19 protein-coding genes are annotated in these 20508 nt (G+C 68.3%); 17 read left to right on the top strand and 2 right to left on the bottom strand.

Annotated features, from left to right (window positions below; all coding sequences use genetic code 11):
- The first annotated feature begins 10 nt into the window (after nucleotides 1-10).
- Nucleotides 11-1297 (top strand): ATP-binding protein, encoded by a 1287-nt coding sequence (locus tag AC1DYX_RS07630; RefSeq protein WP_477257922.1) that lies wholly within the window; start codon nucleotides 11-13, stop codon nucleotides 1295-1297.
- A gap of 6 nt (nucleotides 1298-1303) precedes the next feature.
- Here AC1DYX_RS07630 and AC1DYX_RS07625 read toward each other — a convergent pair whose 3' ends face one another.
- Nucleotides 1304-1789, bottom strand: coding sequence for an MgtC/SapB family protein (locus AC1DYX_RS07625; RefSeq protein ID WP_477257920.1), 486 nt, complete (start codon nucleotides 1787-1789; stop codon nucleotides 1304-1306).
- A gap of 36 nt (nucleotides 1790-1825) precedes the next feature.
- Nucleotides 1826-2185 carry a winged helix-turn-helix domain-containing protein gene (locus tag AC1DYX_RS07620; protein WP_477257918.1) on the bottom strand — a complete coding sequence of 120 codons (360 nt, stop codon included), beginning with the start codon at nucleotides 2183-2185 and terminating at the stop codon, nucleotides 1826-1828.
- A gap of 65 nt (nucleotides 2186-2250) precedes the next feature.
- Here AC1DYX_RS07620 and AC1DYX_RS07615 point away from each other — a divergent pair, with 65 nt between their 5' ends.
- The 16 genes from AC1DYX_RS07615 to AC1DYX_RS07540 form a co-directional block, all read left to right on the top strand.
- Complete coding sequence (locus AC1DYX_RS07615; protein ID WP_477257916.1) at nucleotides 2251-2847, top strand: hypothetical protein; 597 nt, start codon at nucleotides 2251-2253, stop codon at nucleotides 2845-2847.
- Nucleotides 2848-2964: 117 nt separating this feature from the next.
- Nucleotides 2965-5292, top strand: a complete 2328-nt coding sequence (locus tag AC1DYX_RS07610; RefSeq protein ID WP_477257914.1) for a DUF3141 domain-containing protein — start codon at nucleotides 2965-2967, stop codon at nucleotides 5290-5292.
- An 18-nt stretch (nucleotides 5293-5310) separates the two neighbouring features.
- Complete coding sequence (locus AC1DYX_RS07605) at nucleotides 5311-6246, top strand: phosphate acetyltransferase (protein WP_477257912.1); 936 nt, start codon at nucleotides 5311-5313, stop codon at nucleotides 6244-6246.
- A gap of 4 nt (nucleotides 6247-6250) precedes the next feature.
- Nucleotides 6251-7438: an acetate/propionate family kinase gene (locus tag AC1DYX_RS07600; RefSeq protein WP_477257911.1), complete on the top strand. Its 1188-nt coding sequence runs from the start codon at nucleotides 6251-6253 to the stop codon at nucleotides 7436-7438.
- Nucleotides 7435-8079, top strand: a complete 645-nt coding sequence (locus tag AC1DYX_RS07595; RefSeq protein WP_477257909.1) for a 3-oxoacid CoA-transferase subunit A — start codon at nucleotides 7435-7437, stop codon at nucleotides 8077-8079. Before AC1DYX_RS07600 ends, AC1DYX_RS07595 begins: the two co-directional genes overlap by 4 nt.
- 32 nt (nucleotides 8080-8111) lie before the next feature.
- Nucleotides 8112-8777 (top strand): 3-oxoacid CoA-transferase subunit B, encoded by a 666-nt coding sequence (locus AC1DYX_RS07590; protein ID WP_477257907.1) that lies wholly within the window; start codon nucleotides 8112-8114, stop codon nucleotides 8775-8777.
- Nucleotides 8774-9556: an enoyl-ACP reductase FabI gene (gene fabI / locus AC1DYX_RS07585; protein WP_477257905.1), complete on the top strand. Its 783-nt coding sequence runs from the start codon at nucleotides 8774-8776 to the stop codon at nucleotides 9554-9556. Before AC1DYX_RS07590 ends, fabI begins: the two co-directional genes overlap by 4 nt.
- Before the next feature lie 12 nt (nucleotides 9557-9568).
- Nucleotides 9569-9841, top strand: coding sequence for an RNA-binding protein (locus AC1DYX_RS07580; RefSeq protein ID WP_477257903.1), 273 nt, complete (start codon nucleotides 9569-9571; stop codon nucleotides 9839-9841).
- Entirely contained in the window at nucleotides 9838-10872 is a 1035-nt protein-coding gene (locus AC1DYX_RS07575; protein WP_477257901.1) for a hypothetical protein, read from the top strand. The genes AC1DYX_RS07580 and AC1DYX_RS07575 overlap by 4 nt, the downstream gene beginning before the upstream one ends.
- A 14-nt stretch (nucleotides 10873-10886) precedes the next feature.
- Nucleotides 10887-11756 (top strand): F0F1 ATP synthase subunit gamma, encoded by an 870-nt coding sequence (gene atpG, locus AC1DYX_RS07570; protein WP_477257899.1) that lies wholly within the window; start codon nucleotides 10887-10889, stop codon nucleotides 11754-11756.
- Between the two features lie 30 nt (nucleotides 11757-11786).
- Nucleotides 11787-12215, top strand: a complete 429-nt coding sequence (locus AC1DYX_RS07565) for a F0F1 ATP synthase subunit epsilon (RefSeq protein WP_477257897.1) — start codon at nucleotides 11787-11789, stop codon at nucleotides 12213-12215.
- Between the two features lie 84 nt (nucleotides 12216-12299).
- On the top strand, nucleotides 12300-12659 hold the full coding sequence (locus tag AC1DYX_RS07560; protein WP_477257895.1) for a hypothetical protein: 360 nt from the start codon (nucleotides 12300-12302) through the stop codon (nucleotides 12657-12659).
- Nucleotides 12660-12745: 86 nt separating this feature from the next.
- Complete coding sequence (locus tag AC1DYX_RS07555) at nucleotides 12746-13933, top strand: efflux RND transporter periplasmic adaptor subunit (RefSeq protein ID WP_477257893.1); 1188 nt, start codon at nucleotides 12746-12748, stop codon at nucleotides 13931-13933.
- On the top strand, nucleotides 13930-17154 hold the full coding sequence (locus tag AC1DYX_RS07550) for an efflux RND transporter permease subunit (protein WP_477257891.1): 3225 nt from the start codon (nucleotides 13930-13932) through the stop codon (nucleotides 17152-17154). The genes AC1DYX_RS07555 and AC1DYX_RS07550 overlap by 4 nt, the downstream gene beginning before the upstream one ends.
- A gap of 1 nt (nucleotide 17155) precedes the next feature.
- Nucleotides 17156-18601, top strand: coding sequence for an efflux transporter outer membrane subunit (locus AC1DYX_RS07545; RefSeq protein WP_477257889.1), 1446 nt, complete (start codon nucleotides 17156-17158; stop codon nucleotides 18599-18601).
- Nucleotides 18602-18612: 11 nt separating this feature from the next.
- On the top strand, nucleotides 18613-20508 hold a 1896-nt coding region (locus AC1DYX_RS07540), incomplete at its 3' end, for a hypothetical protein (protein WP_477257887.1).

The raw sequence follows: 20508 nt of genomic DNA, 5'->3' as shown, positions 1-20508 counted from the left end.
AGTCACCGCCATGGAATTTGAAGTCTTCGAGTCGTTGATGGCCAGCCCTGCACCGGCCCACGCCGCCTCGCCGCTGGTCCGGTTGCAATACCTGATCGACAACACGCCCGCCATCATCTACAGCATGGTGCCCAGCGGGGACTTCAAGATGACGTTCGTGAGCAATAATGCCTGCAACGTCCTCGGCTACCGTCCGGATGAGATGGTGGCCGACCCGAACTTCTGGTTCGACCACATCCACCCGGACGACGCCCCCAACATCTTTTCCAGCCTGGCCCAGTTGTTCGTGGAAGGGGAGCGGACCTACGAATACCGGTTCCGCACGGCCGGCGGCGAGTTCCTGTGGATGCACGACCGGCTGCGCCTGATCTGCGACGACCGCGGCGCGCCGCTCGAGGTCATCGGTTCGCTGACCGACATCACGGCGCGCAAGCGGATGGAGCAGGAACAGCAGCAGCTGATCGTCCGCCTGAGCGAGGCCCACGACCAGCTGCTGCAGTCGGAAAAGATGGCCTCGATCGGCCAACTGGCGGCTGGTGTCGCGCACGAGATCAACAATCCGATCGGGTTCGTCAACTCGAACATGGGCACGTTGCGGCACTACGTGGGCACCCTGATGTCGGTGATCGACGGCTACAGCCAGGCCGTGCAGCGGGCGGCGCCGGGCACGCCGCTGGCCACGGAAATCGAGGCGATCGGCCGCGAGGCGGACCTGGGCTACCTGAAGGACGACATCGCCGACCTGGTGCGCGAATCGATGGACGGGCTCAAGCGCGTGCGCGACATCGTGCAGGCGCTGAAGGATTTTTCCCATGTCGGCCAGACGGACTGGCAGTACGCGGATGTGCACGCGGGCCTCGATACCACGCTGAACATCGTCGCCAACGAGATCAAGTACAAGGCCACGGTCGAGAAGCAGTACGGCAGGCTGCCCGACATCAAATGCCTGGCGTCGCAGCTGAACCAGGTCTTCATGAACCTGCTCGTGAACGCCGCCCAGGCCATTGGCAACCGCGGCGTGATCACCATCGCCACCGGCGCTGCGAACGGCTGGGTGTGGATCAGGATCAGCGACACCGGCTGCGGCATCCCGCAGCAGAACCTGAAGCGCGTCTTCGAACCGTTCTTCACCACCAAGCCGGTCGGCAGCGGCACGGGCCTGGGGCTGTCGCTGTCCTACAGCATCGTCAACAAGCACGGCGGCCGCATCGAGGTCGCCTCGACGCCCGACGTGGGCACCACGTTCACGATCCACCTGCCGGTTGTGCCGCCGGCGTCGGTGCAGCCGGCGGGTTAAGGCGGCTCACTCCTCGTGCTGGTCGATTGCCTGCTTTTCATCGGCCGGCTTGTCCAGCCAGCGCCGGTGCAGCGCACGTTCGACCGGTTTGCCGAACACGAACAGCACGAACACCAGGAGCAGGGCGATCGCGGCGAGCTGCCATGAGCCCATGCCGCACAGGATGCCGAGGATGGCCGTGATCCAGATCGAGGCGGCCGTCGTCAGGCCGCGCACGCGGTCGCTGCCGCTTTCGTGGATGATGACGCCCGAACCCAGGAAGCCGATGCCGGTGACCAGGCCCTGGATCACGCGGCTGGTGGCGTCGGGATCGGCGTCGCCATGCCCCGTCAGCAGATTGGTGCTGGCCAGTGTCGCCACRCAGGATCCCAGGCAGACGAGGCCCAGCGTGCGGATGCCCGTCGGCTTGCCGTGCAGGTTGCGGTCCAGGCCGATCAGGCCGCCGACGAAGACGGATGCCGTCAGGCGCAATACGATTTCGAGATAGTCCATCGGTTCTTTCCAGCAGGACCGTATCCTGAACTCAACTCAGCTCGTCTTTTCGACGGCCTTGACCATGCACCGCGACAGCTTGTCGAAGTGGGACAGCGCGGCCTGCGTGAGGGTGACCTGCTTGCGCCGGGTGTCTTCGGTATCCGTCAGCATGATCCAGCCTTTTTCACGCATCGACGTGAGGCGGCTGTGGACGGTTGCGGGTGCGCCGAGTTCTTTTTTGGCCATCATGTCGCGTACGCACAGGCGCTCGCCATCCTGCATGGCGCGGGCGACGGTGGCGAGGATGCGCTCCTCGAGCGGGTCGAGCGACGGCAGGGATGGCAGGCCGCGCAACGCTTCCGCCAGTTGCAGGAAGCGCAGATAGATGTCGGCGGGCCGGGTAGATTTGCTCATATGCAGATTATAATGCCACAGCTCGACAAACTCCATGACTGACCATTTACGCTGAGTAACACCTCATGCCAGTCCCCATCATTCCGGGTAAAGAGATCGGTCAGGGCATGGCCGAACGGGCCGCCCTGGCCGCCGCGAGCATTCTCGGTTCCGTCGTGTTCTACCTTGCGCTGGCGCGGCTGCAGGACTGGGTGTTTCCCAACGTCGAGTTCATCCGTGGCGTCGGCTGGATCTACCTGCCGGCGGGGGCCCGGCTGCTGTGCCCGCTGCTGCTGGGCCTGCCCGGGGCCGTGGGCGTGCTGCTGGGGTCGTGGTGCGAGTGCTTCTTCCACCTGTATCCCGACGATCCGCTGCGTTCCTTCGCCGGCGGTATCAGCTCGGCGCTCGCGCCTTATCTCGTGTACCTGTTCGCGCTGCGCGTGCTGGGCATGCAGGCGTCGCTGGCGAACCTGACGTCGCGCCGGCTGCTGCTGCTCGTGCCGCTGTTCGGGATGGCCAGCCCGCTGATGCACCACCTGTGGTTCTGGCTGCACGGCGACAAGGTCGACCTGGCCCGGGGCTTCGTCGTCATGGCTGCCGGCGACATGCTCGGCGCCCTGGTCGTGTTGTACGCACTGAAGGCCATGCTGGGGCTGTTGCCGGCGCCGCCGCGCCGCCGCTGATTTTCACGAAGCGCCCGACCGTGCTGCCGACGTCGCGCGGTGGGACTTTGGTCGCATTGTGCGGCCACGCGAAGGTTGCGAACATGGGGCCTGTGTCAACCGATTGCGAGGTCATCCATGGATGCCGGAACCCGGATCGCGCGCAGCGCGGACATCGGCACGAAAGTCGGCCTGTTGCTGCGCAGGCGGAACGAGACCGCCGCGAAGGCGTTCACCGAGCGGATCAGGAAGGCGTTGGGCACGGCGGACGGGCAGGGCAATGCCGGCAGCCTGCCCGCGCTGCTGGCGGGTGCGAACCCGTGGAACGCCTGGCACTACACGGTCGACGCGGCGCAGCGCACCATCCTGTTCTGGGACACGCTGCGCCGGCGCGGCAACGACTTCGTCGCCAGCAGCGTCCACGGCCAGCAGCCCGCACTGCACTTCGATTCCGACCTGGTGCTCGACGCCCGTGCGTTCGAGCGCCCGGTCAACTACGCGCTGGTGCGGATCCGGCCACCCGAGGGCGTGACGGTCGATCCGAAGCGGCGGCCTTACCTGATCATCGACCCGCGCGCCGGCCACGGTCCGGGCATCGGCGGGTTCAAGGACGATTCCCAGGTGGGCGTGGCACTGCGCGCCGGCCATCCCGTGTACTTCGTGATCTTCTTCCGCGACCCCGAGCCGGGCCAGACGATGCTGGACGTGTGCGCGGCCGAGCAGCGCTTCGTGCGCAAGGTGCGCGAGCTGCATCCGGACAGCCCCCGGCCCGCCATCATCGGCAACTGCCAGGGCGGCTGGGCCGCCATGATGCTCAGCGCCTCGGCCCCCGAGGACACGGGACCGGTCGTCATCAACGGCGCGCCGATGTCCTACTGGGGCGGGGCGTGGAGCGAGGGCGAGGGTGACAATCCGATGCGCTACAGCGGCGGCATGCTGGGCGGCACCTGGCTGTCGTCGCTGATGGCCGACCTGGGCAACGGCAAGTTCGACGGCGCCTGGCTCGTGTCCAACTTCGAGCGCCTGAATCCCGCCAATTCGCTCTGGGACAAGTACTACAACCTCTACGCCAACATCGATACCGAACCGCCGCGCTTCCTCGAATTCGAGCGCTGGTGGGGCGGCTACTACCTGATGAACCGCGAAGAGATCGAATGGATCACGCAGAACCTCTTCGTCGGTAACCGGGTATGGAGCGGCGACGGCCGCGCGGGCGGTCGCGGCGCGTTCGACCTGCGCGCGATCCGCTCGCCCATCATCCTGTTCGCGTCGATGGGCGACAACATCACGCCGCCGCAGCAGGCGTTCAACTGGGTGGCCGACCTGTACGGCAGCACCGAGGAGATCAAGGCGCGCGGCCAGGTGATCGTCGGGCTCGTGCACCAGGACATCGGCCACCTCGGCATCTTCGTCTCGGGCAAGGTGGCGCAGAAGGAGCACAAGCAGATCGTCTCCGTGCTGCAGACCATCGAGCGCCTGCCGCCCGGCTTGTACGCGATGGAGATCAGCCAGCGCACGGGCGCCGACGGCAGCCCCGAATACGACGTCGCGTTCCAGGAGCGCCAGCTGGAGCAGGTCGCCGAGCGCCTGAACCGCTTCGAACGCGAGGACGAGAAGCCGTTCGAGGCCGTCCAGGCCATTTCGGAATTCAACCAGCGCGCCTACGAGCTGTTCGCCCGGCCGCTGGTGCAGGCGTGGTCGAACGATTTCTCGGCCGAACTGCTGCGCCGTTTCCATCCGTTGCGCGTGCAGCACTGGGCGGTGTCGGACCTGAACCCGTGGCTGGCCTGGCTGGGGCCGGCCGCGGAGGCTGTGCGCCAGCAGCGCAAGGCCGTCGAACCCGACCAGCCGCTGCGCCAGTTGGAACGCATGGGGGCCGACATCCTCAGCGCCACGCTGGACCTGTACCGCGGCGTGCGCGACGCGGCCACGGAAGCGGCGTTCTTCAGCGTCTACGCCAACCTGTACACGGTCTACCTCGCCGACCGCCAGCGCAGCGCGCTGCCCGCGCCGGCCGAACCGCGCGAGCTGCCGTTCGTGAAGGAGGCGCTGGCTTCCGTGGCGGAAGGGGGCTATCCGGAAGCGGTCGCCCGCATCGGCTACCTGCTGATGCACCGGGACGAACCATTGCCGCTGACGCGGCTGCAGGCCAGGGACGAGCTGGCGCGCGAGTACGCCGCGCTGCTGCCCCAGGTCGCGCCGGACCAGTTCCGCCGCATCCGCGGCGAGCAGGAAATCATTGCGCGCTACGAGCCGGAACAGGCGCTCGCATCGCTGCCGCAGTTGCTGCACGATCCGGCCGACCGGTCGCGCCTGTTGACCCTGCTCGACAAGCTGATGGCGGACCCGCGCGTGCAGGCCGTCCAGCCGACCACGCAGCAAAAGGAGATGCTCGGGCGCATCCGCGAAGTGCTGGGCCCGGGCCAGCCGGGTGCGCGTCGCCGCGAAACGGCCCGCACCAGGTGATCCAACCGGGGAGGCAACATGGAAAACAAGCATGAGAAGTACCAGCGACTGATCGACCATTGCCGGACGCTGGCGCCGCTGCCGACGGCCGTCGTCCATCCGTGCGACGCGAGCTCGCTCGCGGGCGCGGTCGAGGCAGCGCAGATGGGCCTGATCGCGCCCATCCTGTGCGGGCCGGCCGCGCGCATCCGCGCGGTGGCGCAGGAATACGGCATCCCGATCGCCGATTATCCGGTCGTCGACGCGCCGTACAGCGAGGCGGCGGCGGAAGCGGCCGTCCAGCTCGTGCGCGAGGGGAAGGCGGAGGCGTTGATGAAGGGCAGCCTGCACACGGATGAACTGATGGGCGCCGTCGTCCGGCGCGATGCCGGCCTGCGCACGGGCCGTCGCGTCAGCCACTGTTTCGTGATGGCCGTGCCGGGTCACGACGATCCCCTGATCATCACCGACGCGGCCGTGAACATCGCGCCCACGCTGGAAGAAAAGCGCGACATCCTGCAGAACGCCATCGACCTCGCGCACGCCTTGATGTTCAAGGAAGTGCGCGTGGCCATCCTGTCGGCGATGGAAGTCGTGAACCCGAAGGTGCCCTCGACGATCGAGGCTGCTGCTTTATGCAAGATGGTCGACCGCAAGCAGGTGACGGGCGCCCTGGTCGATGGGCCGCTCGCTCTGGACAATGCGATCGACCCGGAGGCGGCGCAGATCAAGGGCATCGAATCGCCCGTGGCCGGGCGGGCGAACGTGTTGCTCGTGCCGGACCTGGAGGCGGGCAATATGCTCGCGAAGAGCCTGTCGTTCCTGGCGTCCGCCGACGCGGCCGGGATCGTGCTGGGCGCCCGCGTGCCGATCATTCTCACCAGCCGCGCCGATTCCGTCATGACGCGGCATGCGTCGTGCGCCGTCGCCGTGCTGGTGGCCGAGGCGCGGCGCGCGCGCCAGACTGTCGGGTGATGCCATGGCAGACCTGATCCTCGTGCTCAACGCCGGCTCGTCGAGCCTGAAATTCCGTGCCTACGATGCCGGCGACGCCGACCCGCGGCTGGTCGTGCGCGGCCAGATGGAAGGCCTGTACACCGAGCCGCATTTCACTGCCGCCGATGCGGCCGGCGATCGGCGCGAGGAACAGCGCTGGCCGCTCGGCACCCGGTTGGGCCACGATGGCGCGATCGCCCACATCGGCGACTTCCTGCGCGGCCATGACGAGGGCCACCGGCTCGTCGCGGCCGGCCACCGCGTCGTGCACGGCGGCGTGCGGTTCACGGCGCCCACGCGCGTGACGCCCGAGGTGGTGGACCAGCTGGCCGCGCTCGTGCCGCTGGCGCCGCTGCACCAGCCACACAACCTGGCGCCGATCCGGGCGCTGGCGCGGCTGCGTCCGGACCTGCCGCAGGTCGCCTGCTTCGACACGGCGTTCCATCACACGCAGCCCGACGTGGCGGCCGCGTTCGCGCTGCCGTTCGACATCACGCAGCGAGGCGTGCGCCGCTACGGGTTCCACGGCCTGTCGTACGAATACGTCGCGAGCCGGCTGCCGGACGTGGCGCCGGCCGCGGCGGAAGGCCGCACCGTGGTGGCCCACCTCGGCAACGGCGCCAGCATGTGCGCGCTGCGGGCCGGGCGCAGCATCGCCAGCACCATGGGCTTCACCGCCGTCGACGGCCTCGTGATGGGCACGCGCTGCGGCAGCGTGGACGCCGGCGTGATCCTGTACCTGATGGACGAACTGAAGATGGACACGCGCGCCGTCGAGGACCTGATCTACCGCCGTTCCGGCCTGCTGGGCGTGTCCGGCATCTCGAGCGACATGCGCACCCTGCTGGCCAGCGACGATCCGCGTGCACGCTTCGCCGTCGAGCTGTTCACCTACCGCATCGTGCGCGAACTCGGCTCGCTGGCGGCGGCGCTGGAAGGCATCGACGCGCTCGTGTTCACGGGCGGCATCGGCGAACGGGCGGCGTTCGTGCGCGACCGCGTGTGCCGCGACGCGGCCTGGCTGGGCATCGCGCTGGCGCCGGCGGCGAACCAGGCCGACGGCCCGCGCATCAGCCGCGACGACAGTCCCGTCTCCGCATGGGTGATCCCGACCGACGAGGAAGGCATGATTGCGCGCCACACCGTGGCGCTGCTGGGAGGCCAGGCATGAAAACGGTGACCCTGGAACGCGCGGTCGAGCTGATCCCCGACGGCGCCAGCGTGATGGTCGGCGGCTTCATGGGCGTGGGCACGCCCGAGCGCGTGATGGACGAACTGGTGCGCCAGGGCCGGCGCGACCTGACCGTGATCGGCAACGACACGGCGCGTCCCGGCCGCGGCATCGGCAAGCTGGTGTCGGCCGGCGTGGCCGGCAAGGCCATCGTCAGCCACATCGGCCTGAATCCGGAAACCCAGAAGAAGATGATCGCCGGCGAGATGGACGTCGAGCTGGTTCCGCAGGGGACGCTGATCGAACGGATCCGCGCCGGGGGCTTCGGCCTGGGCGGCATCCTGACGCCGACCGGCGTCGGCACGCTGGTCGAGGAGGGCAAGCGCAAGGTGGACGTGGACGGGGCGACGTACCTGCTGGAGCCGGCCCTGAAGGCCGACTTCGCCCTCGTCGAGGCCTTCCTCGCCGATTATGAAGGCAACCTGGTCTATGCGCTTACGGCCCGCAATTTCAATCCGGTCATCGCGATGGCCGCCCGCACCGTGATCGTCGACGCCACGCACATCGTGCCGGTCGGGATGATCTCGCCGGACCATGTCGTCACGCCCGCGGTGCTGGTTGACTACATTATCGCGCACTGAGCGCACACTGAGCGCACATCGAGAACCCCATCATGGACCCGCAAACCCTGATCGCGCGGCGCATCGCGCAGGAACTGAGGCCAGGCATGCTGGTGAACCTGGGCGTCGGCATCCCGACGCTCGTCGCCAACTACGTCCCGGCCGGCATGCGCATCTACTTTCAATCCGAGAACGGCTTGATCGGCACCGGCCCGTTGCCCGAGGAAGGCATGCGCGAGGCGCTGCTGACGGACGCCGCCGGCCAGCCCGTCACCGCGCTGCCGGGTGCCTGCACGTTCGACTCGGCGATGTCGTTCGGCCTGATCCGCGGCGGCCACCTCGACGTGACGGTGCTCGGCGGCCTGCAGGTCGACGGACGCGGCCTGCTGGCCAACTGGACGATCCCCGGCAAGATGGTGCCCGGCATGGGCGGGGCGATGGACCTCGTCACGGGCGCGCGGCGCGTGATCGTCGCCATGCAGCACACGGCGAAGGGCGCGGCCAAGATCGTCGGCGAGCTCTCGCTGCCGCTCACGTCGAGCCGGCCGGTGGACCTCGTCGTCACGGAACTCGCGGTGATCGCGTTCGAAGACGGCGCGGCCGTGCTGCGCGAGACGGCGCCCGGCGTGTCCGTACAGCAGGTGCTGGCCGCGAGCGGCGCCACGCTCGCCGTCGCGGACGACGTAACCGAGATGCATATCGAAGGAGACGCATCATGACGATAGACATTCCACGCCCGATCCTGAAGGGCGCGAAGGCGCTGGTGACGGGGATCGCCAACGAGCACTCGATCGCGTGGGGCTGCGCCAAGGCGTTCCACGAGATGGGCGCCGAGGTTGCCGTCACCTACCTGAACGACAAGACCCGGGGCTATGTCGAGCCGCTGGCACGGGAAATCGGCGCGCCGCTGCTGATGCCGCTGGACGTGACGCAACCGGAACACGTCGATGCACTGTTCGAACGCATCGCGGCCGAGTGGGGCACGCTGGACATCCTCGTGCACTCGCTCGCGTTCGCGCCGAAGGAAGACCTGCAGGGCGGCCTCCTGAACTGCTCGGCGCAGGGCTTCGCGCAGGCGATGGACGTCTCGTGCCACTCGTTCATCCGCCTCGCGCGTGCCAGCGTGCCGCTGATGAAGAATGGGGGTACCATGTTCACGATGTCGTACTACGGTGCCAACAAGGTTGTCGCCAATTACAACGTGATGGGGCCCGTCAAGGCGGCGCTGGAAGCTTGCGCGCGTTACCTCGCGTACGAGCTGGGTCCGCAGCACATCCGCGTGCACGCGATCTCGCCGGGGCCGCTGTTGACCCGGGCCGGATCCGGCCTGAAGGATTTCGACCGGCTGCTGGCGGAGGCGGCGCAGCGTGCGCCGCTGGGCGAACTGGTGGACATCATGGACGTGGGCTATACGTGCGCGTTCCTGGCGACCCCGCTGGCGCGGCGCCTGTCCGGCGAAACGCTGTACGTCGACGGCGGCGTCAACATCATGGCGTGAAAGGAGGCCGCTATGGCGAGCCTGTTGATCGGGAACGTGGACGACAGCGCGTCGGACGACGAGATCCGCGAGCTGCTGGCGCGCTACGGCTTCCCGCCATGCGACTCGATCGAGCACATGGCCGGCAGCGGCAGCCATCCCGCCGTGCTGCTGCGCTACGGCGGGGCGCCGGCCGACGCGTTGCGCAGCCTGCAGTCGCGCATCCAGGACCTGTACTGGAAGAACCGCAAGATCAACGTGTCGGTGATCGACCAGCGCCACGATCCGGAAGAGGAAGCGCGATGAACATCGCGCACTGGCTGACGCGGCTGCGGCCGGCGCGCCACGCCCACGACGGAGAACCGGACCGCGTACGCGTGGCCGACGGGGTCGAACGCGTCGTCGCCCTGAGTCCGCACCTGCGCATGGCGCGGCGCTACGAAGCGCGGCTGCGGCCGGCCGTGGTGACGGCGCTGCGCTACGTGGCCGGCATCGCCGGCGCGATTCCCCCCGCGCGCGAGGCGAGTGCCGCCGCGTGGTCGTCCGACCCTTACATCCACGCGTTCTTCGCCGGACCCGACGACGTCGCGCCGGCGCTGTCGCGGTCGGCCGACCTGCGCGCCTGGTTCGGACAGAACCCCGCGCAAGAGGAGGCGTACGCCGTGCTCGGGATGGCGATGACGGAAAAGCGCGTGCTCGGCGCGGCGCTGGAAGGCGAGACGATGCGCCGCGACGTCGTACAGCAAACGATCAGCTTCGGCGACCACCAGGTGCGTATGTGCGGTCGGAGCGAACCGGAACTGCGCGACGAGATCGTGCGCCGCCTCGTCGTGCAGCTCGGCCTGCAGGGCATGGCGCGGTATGCGGCGCAGCAGACGGAGCGCGGGCTGCTGGAACGCGAGCGGGCACTTTTGCACACCCGCTTGCGTTTGCTGGAACGGGAGGGGGCCGGCGTCCACGCGCTCGTCGGCGATGGTTCGGTGGCCGACGCCGGTGAACTGGCCCGGCTGCAGACGGACATCGCGGACAACGGGGAGGCGATCCGGCGGCTCGGACTGCGCTCGGATGCGCTGGACCGCGAGCTGGCCGAAGTCTGCGCCGTGCTGGCCGACCCGGCCGCCCACCTGTTCGTGCACACGCGCTGCTGCATGCTGAACCGGATGAACGTCGTACAGGACCCGGGCCACCCCGACGGCGCCGACGAGCTGGTGTTCCAGGTGGCGCAGATCCCGACCGTGCCACCGCAGGCGCGCGCGTTCGCGCTGGTGCGCTTCGCGCGTGCCGACCTGCGTTCGCCGGACGGGTTGCTGGACGATGCGGCGCGGCTGCTGGGTTGAGAGCGGAGGACATCATGCCCGGATTCAAGGAAATACGCACCAAGATCAAGAGCGTCGAGAACACGCGCAAGATCACCAAGGCGATGGAAATGGTGGCCGTCTCCAAGATGCGCARGGCGCAGGACCGCATGCGCGCATCGCGTCCGTATGCGGAGCGCGTGCGCAGCATCGCGGGCCACCTGGCGGAGGCCAATCCCGACTACATCCATCCGTTCATGGTGAAGCACGAGGCGGTGCGGCGCGCGGGGCTGATCATCGTCACCACGGACAAGGGCCTGTGCGGCGGCMTGAACACGAACGTGCTGCGCGTCGCCACCAGCCGCATGCGCGCCTACGCGGAACGGGGCGTCGCGGTGGACGTGGTGGCGGTCGGCGGCAAGGGCGCCGGCTTCCTGGCCCGGTTCGGCGCCCGCGTCGTGTCGCAAGTCGTGCACCTGGGCGACACGCCGCACCTGGAGCGGCTGATCGGCCCGGTCAAGGTGCTGACGGATGCCTACCTGGACGGCCAGCTCGACGAAATCTCCCTGTGCTATACCCGCTTCGTCAACACGATGGTGCAGGAACCGGCCGAGGAACTCCTGATCCCGATGGGCAGCGACACGCTGCGCGCCGACCGCTCCGCGCTGCTGACGGACTATATCTGCGAACCGGATGCGCAGACCGTCATCGACGAACTGGTCACGCACTATGTGGAAGCGCTGATCTACCGGGCGCTGGCCGAGAACATGGCGTCGGAACAGTCGGCGCGGCGCATGGCGATGAAGGCCGCGACGGACAATGCGGGCAATGTGATCGACGAGCTGACGCTCAGCTACAACAAGTCGCGGCAGGCATCGATCACGCGGGAGATTACGGAGATCGTCTCCGGCGCCGCAGCGGTTTGAGGAGCCTTTAAAACCTTGAGGGAGAGCGACATGGCAGACGCGAAGACACTGCGGGTGGACGTGGTGTCCCCCGAGGAGGAGATCTTTTCCGGCGAGGCCGAGTTCGTGGCTTTGCCCGGCGAGGTCGGCGAACTGGGCATCTTTCCGCAGCATACGCCGTTGTTGACACGGATCCGGCCCGGCGCCGTGCGCATCAAGCTGGCCGGCCGCGACGAGGAAGAGCTGGTGTTCGTCGCGGGCGGCATCGCCGACGTGCATCCGGACGCGGTCACCGTGCTCGCGGACACGGCGATCCGCGGGCGCGACCTCGACGAGGCCAGGGCCAACGAGGCGCGCAAACGGGCGCAGGAATCGCTGGACAACAGCACGGCGCAGTTCGACCATGCGAAGGCGCAGGCCGAGCTGGCGATCGCGATCGCGCAATTGCAGGCGCTCGCCAGGCTGCGTGAACGTCGGTAGGGTGGGCACCCTGTGCCCACGCGTTACGCCTGCATCACGTTGACTTCCGCGTGGGCACGGTGTGCCCACCCTACGGGGAATGACATGATCACGATCATCGGTATCTTCGACAAATTCGCTCCGGCCCAGAGTGCCCGCAACGAGCTGGTGGCGTCCGGCTTCAGCTGGCGCCAGGTGCAACTCAGTCCCGATCACGAAACCGCCCCGCGAGCGCATACGGCGCACCGCCAGGCCGACGACCAGTCGGTCGACGCCACGATGGGCAACCTGGTGCGCGGCCTGCTCGGTGTCGGCAACCGCAGCGCGCATGGCGACCTGTACGGCCGCGCGGCGCGCCATGGCGATTACGCGCTGATCGTCGATGCATCCGACGAGCAGCAGTCCGGCCACGCCGAAGACATCATGCGGCGCTTCCAGCCCGTCGACATCGTACGCCGCACCTGAGACCAAGGTCCAATACCTGCACGGCCCCGTTTGATTTAACGTGGTGCTCACTTCGGCCGCCCGCGCCGATGATAGAGGAGTGTCCCATGAACCGTCGTCCGTTCGCGCCGCCGTTCGTGCTCATTGGCCTGCTCGCCGCGGTGGCCGGCTGCAGGAAGCAGGAACCGGTGCTCCCCGCGCAACCGCTGCAGGTCACCGCCGTCAGCGTGACGCCGCGCGACACGCCCGTCCAGTTCGAATTCGTCGCGCAGACCGAGAGCTCGCGCGAGGTGGAGATCCGCGCGCGCGTCGACGGCTTCCTCGACAAGCGCCTGTACACCGAGGGCAATATGGTGCGCGCGGGGCAGCCGCTGTTCCAGATGGACCGCAAGCCGTTCGAGGCCGCGCTGCAGTCGGCCGAGGGCCAGCTCGAGCAGCAGCGCGCCCGGCTCGAGGTGGCGCAGGCGAATCTGAAGCGCGTGCGTCCGCTGGCCGCGCGCAACGCCGTCAGCAAGAAAGAGCTGGACGATGCGATCGGCTTCGAACGCTCCGCGCAGGCGGCCGTGCTGGCCGCCGACGGCGAGGTGCGCAAGGCCCGGCTGAACCTCGGCTATACGACGATCGCCTCGCCGCTGCGGGGATTGACGAGTTATGCGAAGAAGCAGGAAGGCAGCTATCTGACGGTGGGCGAGCAGGGCTTCCTGACGACGGTGTCGCAGGTCGATCCGATCTGGGTCAACTTCAGCGTCTCGGAAAACGAACTGCTCAGCTACCGCGACCAGATCGCGAAAGGCCGCCTGCGTTTTCCCCATGGCCACGATTTCGAAGTGGAGGTCGTGCTGGCCGACGGCACCGTGTTCCCGCGCCGCGGCCACATCAACTTTGCGGCGCCGTCGTTCGATGCCGCCACCGGCACCTTCCTCGTGCGCACCGAGCTGCCGAATCCGGAAGGGAAGCTGCGCCCCGGCCAGTTCGTGCGCGCCCGGGTGTTCGGCGCCACGCGGCCGGCGGCGATGCAGTTGCCGCAGCGGGCCGTGCAGCAGGGCTCGAAAGGGCATTACGTGTGGGTGATCGGGAACGACGGCAAGGCAAAGCAGCGCGTGGTGGAAGTGGGTGACTGGATCGGCGACGACTGGTTCATCAGCGACGGCCTGAAGCCGGGCGAACGCGTCGTCGTCGACGGCGCCGGCCGCGTCACGCCCACGGCGCCGCTGCGCGTGGCCGCGCTGGCGCCGGCGCCCGCCCTGGCCAGCGCGGCAGGGCGCAGGCTCGCGCGCGGGGAGGCGCAACAATGAATGTCTCGCGCTTCTGCATCGACCATCCGATCTTCGCATCGGTGATCTCGATCGTCATCACGCTGGCCGGCGCGGTGGCGATGTTCAAGTCACCCGTCGCGCAGTATCCGGACATCACGCCGCCGCAGATCACCGTGAGCGCGACGTATCCGGGCGCCGACGCCAACGTCGTGGCGAACAACGTTGCGGCGCCGATCGAGCAGCAGGTGAACGGCGCCGACAACATGATCTACATGAACTCGTCCAGCTCGTCGACGGGCAACCTCACCCTGAACGTGTTCTTCGAGATCGGCACGAACCCCAACCTGGCCCAGGTGGACGTGCAGAACCGCGTCAATCTCGCGCTGCCGCAGCTGCCGTCGGCCGTCACGGCGCAGGGCGTGCAGGTGCAGAAGAAGTCTTCCGCGTTCATGATGGTGATCGCCGTGTATTCGCCGTCCGGGCGCTACGACCCGGTCTACGTCGCCAACTACACCAACATCTACATCCTGGACGCGCTCAAGCGCATCCCCGGCGCGAACCAGACCAGCATCTTCGGCACGCCGGACTACGCGATGCGCATCTGGCTCAAGCCCGACCGCATGGCCCAGCTGGGCGTGACCGCGAGCGAGGTCCAGCAGGCCGTCGCCGCGCAGAACGAGCAGTACGCCGTCGGCCGCCTCGGGCAGTCGCCGACCGGCAAGCCGGTCGAACAGTCGTTCCCCGTGACGACGGCCGGCCGCATGACGGAACCGTCCGAGTTCGACGACATCATCATCCGCGCCGCGAGCGGCGGCGCCGCCATCGTGCGCCTGAAGGACATCGGTCACGCCGAGCTGGGACAGAAGGATTACTCGATCCGCGGCACCTATCAGGGCCGTCCGGCGACGATGCTGGCCGTGTACCAGCAGCCGGGCGCGAATGCGCTCGACGTGTCGAACCAGGTCAAGGCGACGCTGGCGCAAATGCAGAAGGATTTCCCGGAAGGGATCGAGTACAAGATCGTGATGGACACGACGAATTTCACGCGCGCGTCGATCAGCGACGTCGTGCACACCTTTTTCGAGGCGGTGGCGCTGGTCGTGCTCGTGGTCTACCTGTTCCTGCAAAGCCTGCGCGCGACCTTGATCCCCGTGCTGGCGGTGCCCGTGTCGATCATCGGCACGTTCATCGGCATGCAGGCGCTCGGGTTCTCGATCAACATGCTCACCTTGTTCGGCATGGTGCTGGCGATCGGCATCGTCGTCGACGACGCCATCGTCGTGATCGAGAACGTCGAGCGCAACATGACCGTGCACCAGCTGCCGCCGAAGGAGGCGGCCAAGCGCGCGATGGACGAGGTGTCCGGTCCCGTGATCGCCATCGTGCTCGTGCTGTGCGCCGTGTTCGTGCCCGTGGCCTTCCTCAGCGGGATCACGGGCCAGCTCTATAAACAGTTCGCGATCACGATCGCGATCTCCGTCGTGATCTCCGGCATCGTCGCGCTCACCCTGTCGCCGGCGCTGGCGGCCCTGCTGCTGAAACCCGTGCACGGCAAGAAGAACCGGTTCTTCCGCTGGTTCGAGCGCGGCTTCGAGCGCATGACCAACAGCTACGGGCGCGCGGTCGCCCTGACGATCAAGCGGGCCGGCATCGCGCTGCTGCTGTTCGCCGGCATGATCGCGCTGTCCGTCGTGATGCTGGGCCGCGTGCCGAAGGCGTTTTTGCCGCCCGAGGACCAAGGCTACCTGCTCGGCGCCGTCATCATGCCCGACTCGGCGAGCCTGGACCGCACGGCCAATGTCGGCAAGCGGGTCACCGACTACTTCAGCAAGAACCCGGCCGTGGAAGGCGTGGCCGTCATCGACGGCTACAGCCTGCTGGACAACCAGAACAAGAACAATGCCGGCACGTTCTTCGTCGGCTTCAAGGATTTCGGCGAGCGCTACACGTCCGACAATATCCGCGCGCAGAATGCCCGCGCCGTGCTGCAGGACGCGGCCGGCAAGCTGGGCGGCGACGCGCGCGGCATGATCGTGCCCGTGAATCCGCCGTCGATCCCGGGGCTGGGCACGACCGGGGGCCTGGAGGTCTGGATCCAGAGCAAGGGCGACAAGAACGTGCAGCAGCTCGGTGCGTCGGTCGCCGACTACCTGGCGAAGCTGAAGTCCGCGCCGGAGATCGGGCGCGCCACGGCCACGTTCAACGCCAGCTCGCAGCAGCTGCTGGTGGACGTGGACCGCGACAAGGCGGAGACGCTCGGCGTGCCGGTCGAGGAAGTGTACGGCACCCTGCAGACGATGTTCGGGTCGCTGTACGTATCGCAGTTCATCAAGTCGAGCCGGTTGTGGCAGGTGATCCTGCAGGCCGAGCCGGACTACCGGCTGCGGCCGGAAGACCTGGAGCGCCTGTATGTGCGCAGCCGCGACAAGGCGATGGTGCCGCTGTCGGCCGTGGTCACGAGCCGCTATGTCACCGGACCGGACCTGATGACCCGCTTTAACAACTTCCCGGCCGTGAAGGTGACGGCCGTGCCGGCGCCCGGCTACAGTTCGGGCCAGGCCATCGCGGCGCTGCAGCGCGTGGGGGCCGAAGCGCTGCCGTCCGACTTCGGGCTGGCCTGGAGCGGCGAGGCGTTCGAGGAACAGAAGGCCGGCAGCACGTCGGCCGCCGTGTTCGCGTTCGGCCTCGTGATGGTGTTCCTGATCCTCGCCGCGCAGTACGAGAAATGGTCGCTGCCGTTCGGCGTGCTGCTGGCCGTGCCGTTCGCGCTGTTCGGGGCGCTGCTCGCGGTCGTGCTGCGTGGGCTCTCGAACGACATCTATTTCCAGATCGGCCTGACGATGCTCGTGGCGCTGGCGGCGAAGAATGCGATCCTGATCTTCGAGTTCGCGGTGCTCAACCGCGACAACGGGGCGACGTACTACGATGCGGCGCTGACCGCGGCGCGCGAACGGCTGCGGCCGATCGTCATGACGTCCGTGGCGTTCATCCTCGGCTGCGTGCCGCTGGCGATCGCCACCGGCGCGTCGGCCAACAGCCGCATCTCGATCGGCACGGGCGTGATCGGCGGCATGCTGGCCGCGACCGTCATTGCCGTGTTCTGGATTCCGATGTTCTATTACGTGATCGAGACGCTGGCGGAGCGCCTCGCGCGCCCGCGCAAGGCCAAGGCGCCGCCGCCGGAAACCGTCGGGCCGCAGCTGCCCGGTGGTGGCGCGGGGGCCGGCCAGGTGCCGCGTTCGCACGAACCGGGAGAATGACATGGGACGCCTGCGCCGCCTGTTACCCTGTCTGCTGCTGGCCGGCTGCGCGGTCGGCCCGGACTACAAGCGCCCGGCGGTCGACGCACCGCCGGCGTTCCGCTTCCAGGGCGACGAGGCGCGCGCGATCGCCGATACGGCATGGTGGGAACAGTTCCGCGATCCCGTGCTGAACGAGCTGATCGCCGTGGCGCTGCGCGAGAACAGGGACGTCAAGATCGCGGCCAGCCGCATCGAGTTCTATCTCGGCCAGTACGCGACGACGCGCTCGCTGCTGCTGCCGCAAGTGGGCGCGAACCTCGGCGCCTCGCGCGGGCGCCTGCCGCAGACCTCGTTCGGCCAGGCGGGCGGCGCGTTCGGCCAGCAGCCGGACCGGGTGCTGGAACAGTACGAGGCCACCTTGTCGACCAACTGGGAGCTGGACCTGTTCGGCCGGCGCCGGCGCGAGACGGAAGCCGCGCGCGCCCTCGTGCTGGCCAGCGCCGAGGGGCGACGCGCGACGGTACTCGTGCTCGTGTCGTCCGTGGCGTCGTCGTACATCACCTTGCGCGAGCTGGAACGCCAGCTGCAGATCGCGCGCGACACGGCCGCCAGCCGGGAAAGGTCGTTCCGGCTGTTCAAGGACAAGTTCGAGGGCGGGACCGTGTCGGAACTGGAACTCGCCCAGACGCAGTCCGAATACGAGGCGTCGCTGGTCGAGATCCCGCGCCTGGAAGCGCTGATCGGCCAGCAGGAAAACGCGCTGTCCGTGCTGCTGGGGCGCAATCCGGGACCGATCCGCGCGAGCCAGCCACTGGAGGCGCTGGCGTTGCCGCCGGTGCCGGCCGGCCTGCCGTCCGAACTGCTCGAGCGCCGGCCGGACCTGCGCCAGGCGGAACAGCAGCTGATCGCCGCGAACGCATTGATCGGCGCGGCGCGCGCGCAGTATTTTCCGACCATTTCGCTGACGGGCCTGTTCGGCTACATCAGCAGGGAATTCGGCGACCTGTTCTCGGGCGCGACCAGGGCGTGGTCGTACGGATTGTCGGCCGCCACGCCGATCTTCACGGCCGGCGGCATCGCCGGGCAGGTGCACCAGGCCGAGGCCCAGCAGCAGGAAGCGCTGCTGAATTACCAGAAGGCGATCCAGGTCTCGTTCCAGGAAGTGTCGGACGCGCTGATTTCCCACGCCAGGTCGCGCGACCAGCTGGCCTTCCAGGACCGCCAGGTGCGCACCCTGCGCAACTACGTGGAACTGGCGCGCCTGCGCTACGACGAGGGCTATACGAGCTATATCGAGGTGCTCGACGCCGAGCGTAACCTGTTCAGTGCCGAGGTGGCCCATACGCAGACGCAGTCGCAGGTCTATGTGTCGCTGGTGAACCTGTACAAGGCGATGGGCGGCGGCTGGGTGCTGCGGGCGGAACGGATGTCGGCGCCGGGTTTGGAGGGGAGGGCGTCGCCATGAGATTGCGGGTATTGTCGGCATTTGTCCTGGCCGGGTACGTGTCGGCGACCGGCGCGCAGGATGCCGGCTGGCCGCGCGAGACGACGTTGGAGCGCGCCCGGCTGGTCTATTACGAGCCGCAGGTGGACGCCTGGAAGAATTTCCGCGACCTCGAATTCCGGTTCGCGTTCGAACTGACGCCGCCGGGCGGCAAGCCGGCCGTGGGCATCGGCGAGATCCGCGCGCGCACCGACGTCGACGTGGACGCGCGCCAGGCCGTGATCCGCGACCTGCAGGTCGTCGAGACCCGCTTCCCGGCCAGTCCGCCGGGAGAACAGCAGCGGCTGGATGCGCTGTTCCGCAAGGCCGTCGCGGCGCGCGGCGACATCCCGATCGCGCTCGACCGCCTGGTCGCGATCACGAACAAGCCGCAGGCGATCCCGCAGGGCGTGGCCGTGCGCAACGATCCGCCCGCGATCTTCGTCGCCTACCAGCCGGCCGTGCTGCTGCAGACGGACGGCAAGCCGGTCGCAGCGAAGGCGGGCAAGGATGATGGCGTGGAATTCATCGTGAACGCCAACTGGCCCGTGTTCCACGTTCCAGCCGACGACGCGTACTACCTGTTCGACGACAGCCAGTGGCTCGCCGCGAAGCGGCTGGAGGGCCCGTGGACGCCGGCCGGGCAGTTGCCGCGCGCGGTTGCGCGCGTGCTGGGCGATCCGCAATGGGCCGACCTGAAGAAGGCGTCCAGCGCCGCGCAAGGCAGGGAAAAGGTCGTGCCGGCCGTGTTTTTCAGCAGCACGCCGGCCGAGGTCATTGTCTTCGACGGCAAGCCCGTGTACGCCACGATCCCGGGCACGGAACTGGTCTATGCGAAGAACACGGACGCCGATCTGTTTGTCGACCAGCGCACGACAACCTATTATTTCCTGGCGGCCGGACGCTGGTTCCGCGCCGCCAGCCTGGACGGGCCCTGGCGTTTCGCTTCCGCCGACCTGCCCCCCGACTTCGCGCGCATCCCGCTGGACAGCCCGGCGTCGCGCGTGCTCGTCTCCGTGCCCGGTACCGAGTCGGCGAAGGACGCCGTGCTGCTGGCACAGGTGCCGACGCACGTCACGCTCGACCCGAAGAAGGCGGCGCAACTGGTGGACGTGACCTACGACGGCCAGCCCGAATTCAAGCCGATCGAGGGCACCACGCTGCAGTACGCGGTGAACACGCCGGACCGGGTGATCAAGGTCGACAGCCAGTACTACCTGTGCGAGAACGGGGCATGGTTCTATTCGAGCGCGCCGACGGGACCGTGGACGACGGCGCCCTCGGTGCCGAGCCAGATCTACACGATCCCGCCGAGTTCCCCGGTCTACAACGTCACTTACGTGACCCAGACGACGGCGTCCAACGGCTATGTCGATGCCAGCTACACGGCCGGGTATTTCGGCACCTTCATCATGGGCATGGCCGTCGGCGCCATCATCGCCGACGGTTCCGGCTACTGGTATCCGCCGCATTACCATTATCCGGCGTACGGCTCCCCCGTGTACCGGCCCTATGCAGCCACGTACGGCGTCGGCTCGTTCTACAACCCATATACCGGCGCCTATGGCGCGACGCGTGGCGTCTACGGACCCTATCGCGGCGTCACCGGCAGCGCGAGCTACAACCCGTACACGGGCACGTATGCACGCGGCGGTTCCGCCTACGGCCCCTACGGCAGCAGGGCGGCGGCGGGCGCCTACAATCCTTACACCGGCGCGTCCGCGCGCGCCGGGGCCGTCTCGGGCCGCTACGGCAGCGCCGCCTTCGCCGGCGCGCGCAATCGGGCCACCGGGACGGCGGCCGCCACGCGCCAGGCCAGCAGCGTCTACGGCCAATGGGGCGCATCGGTGGTCCAGCGCGGCGGCACGACGACGGCCACGCGCCATGCC

This window comes from Massilia sp. P2_C2 (assembly GCF_056404615.1).
Note: the sequence above shows the minus strand (reverse complement) of the source record. Positions and strands in the feature narration are given on the sequence as shown.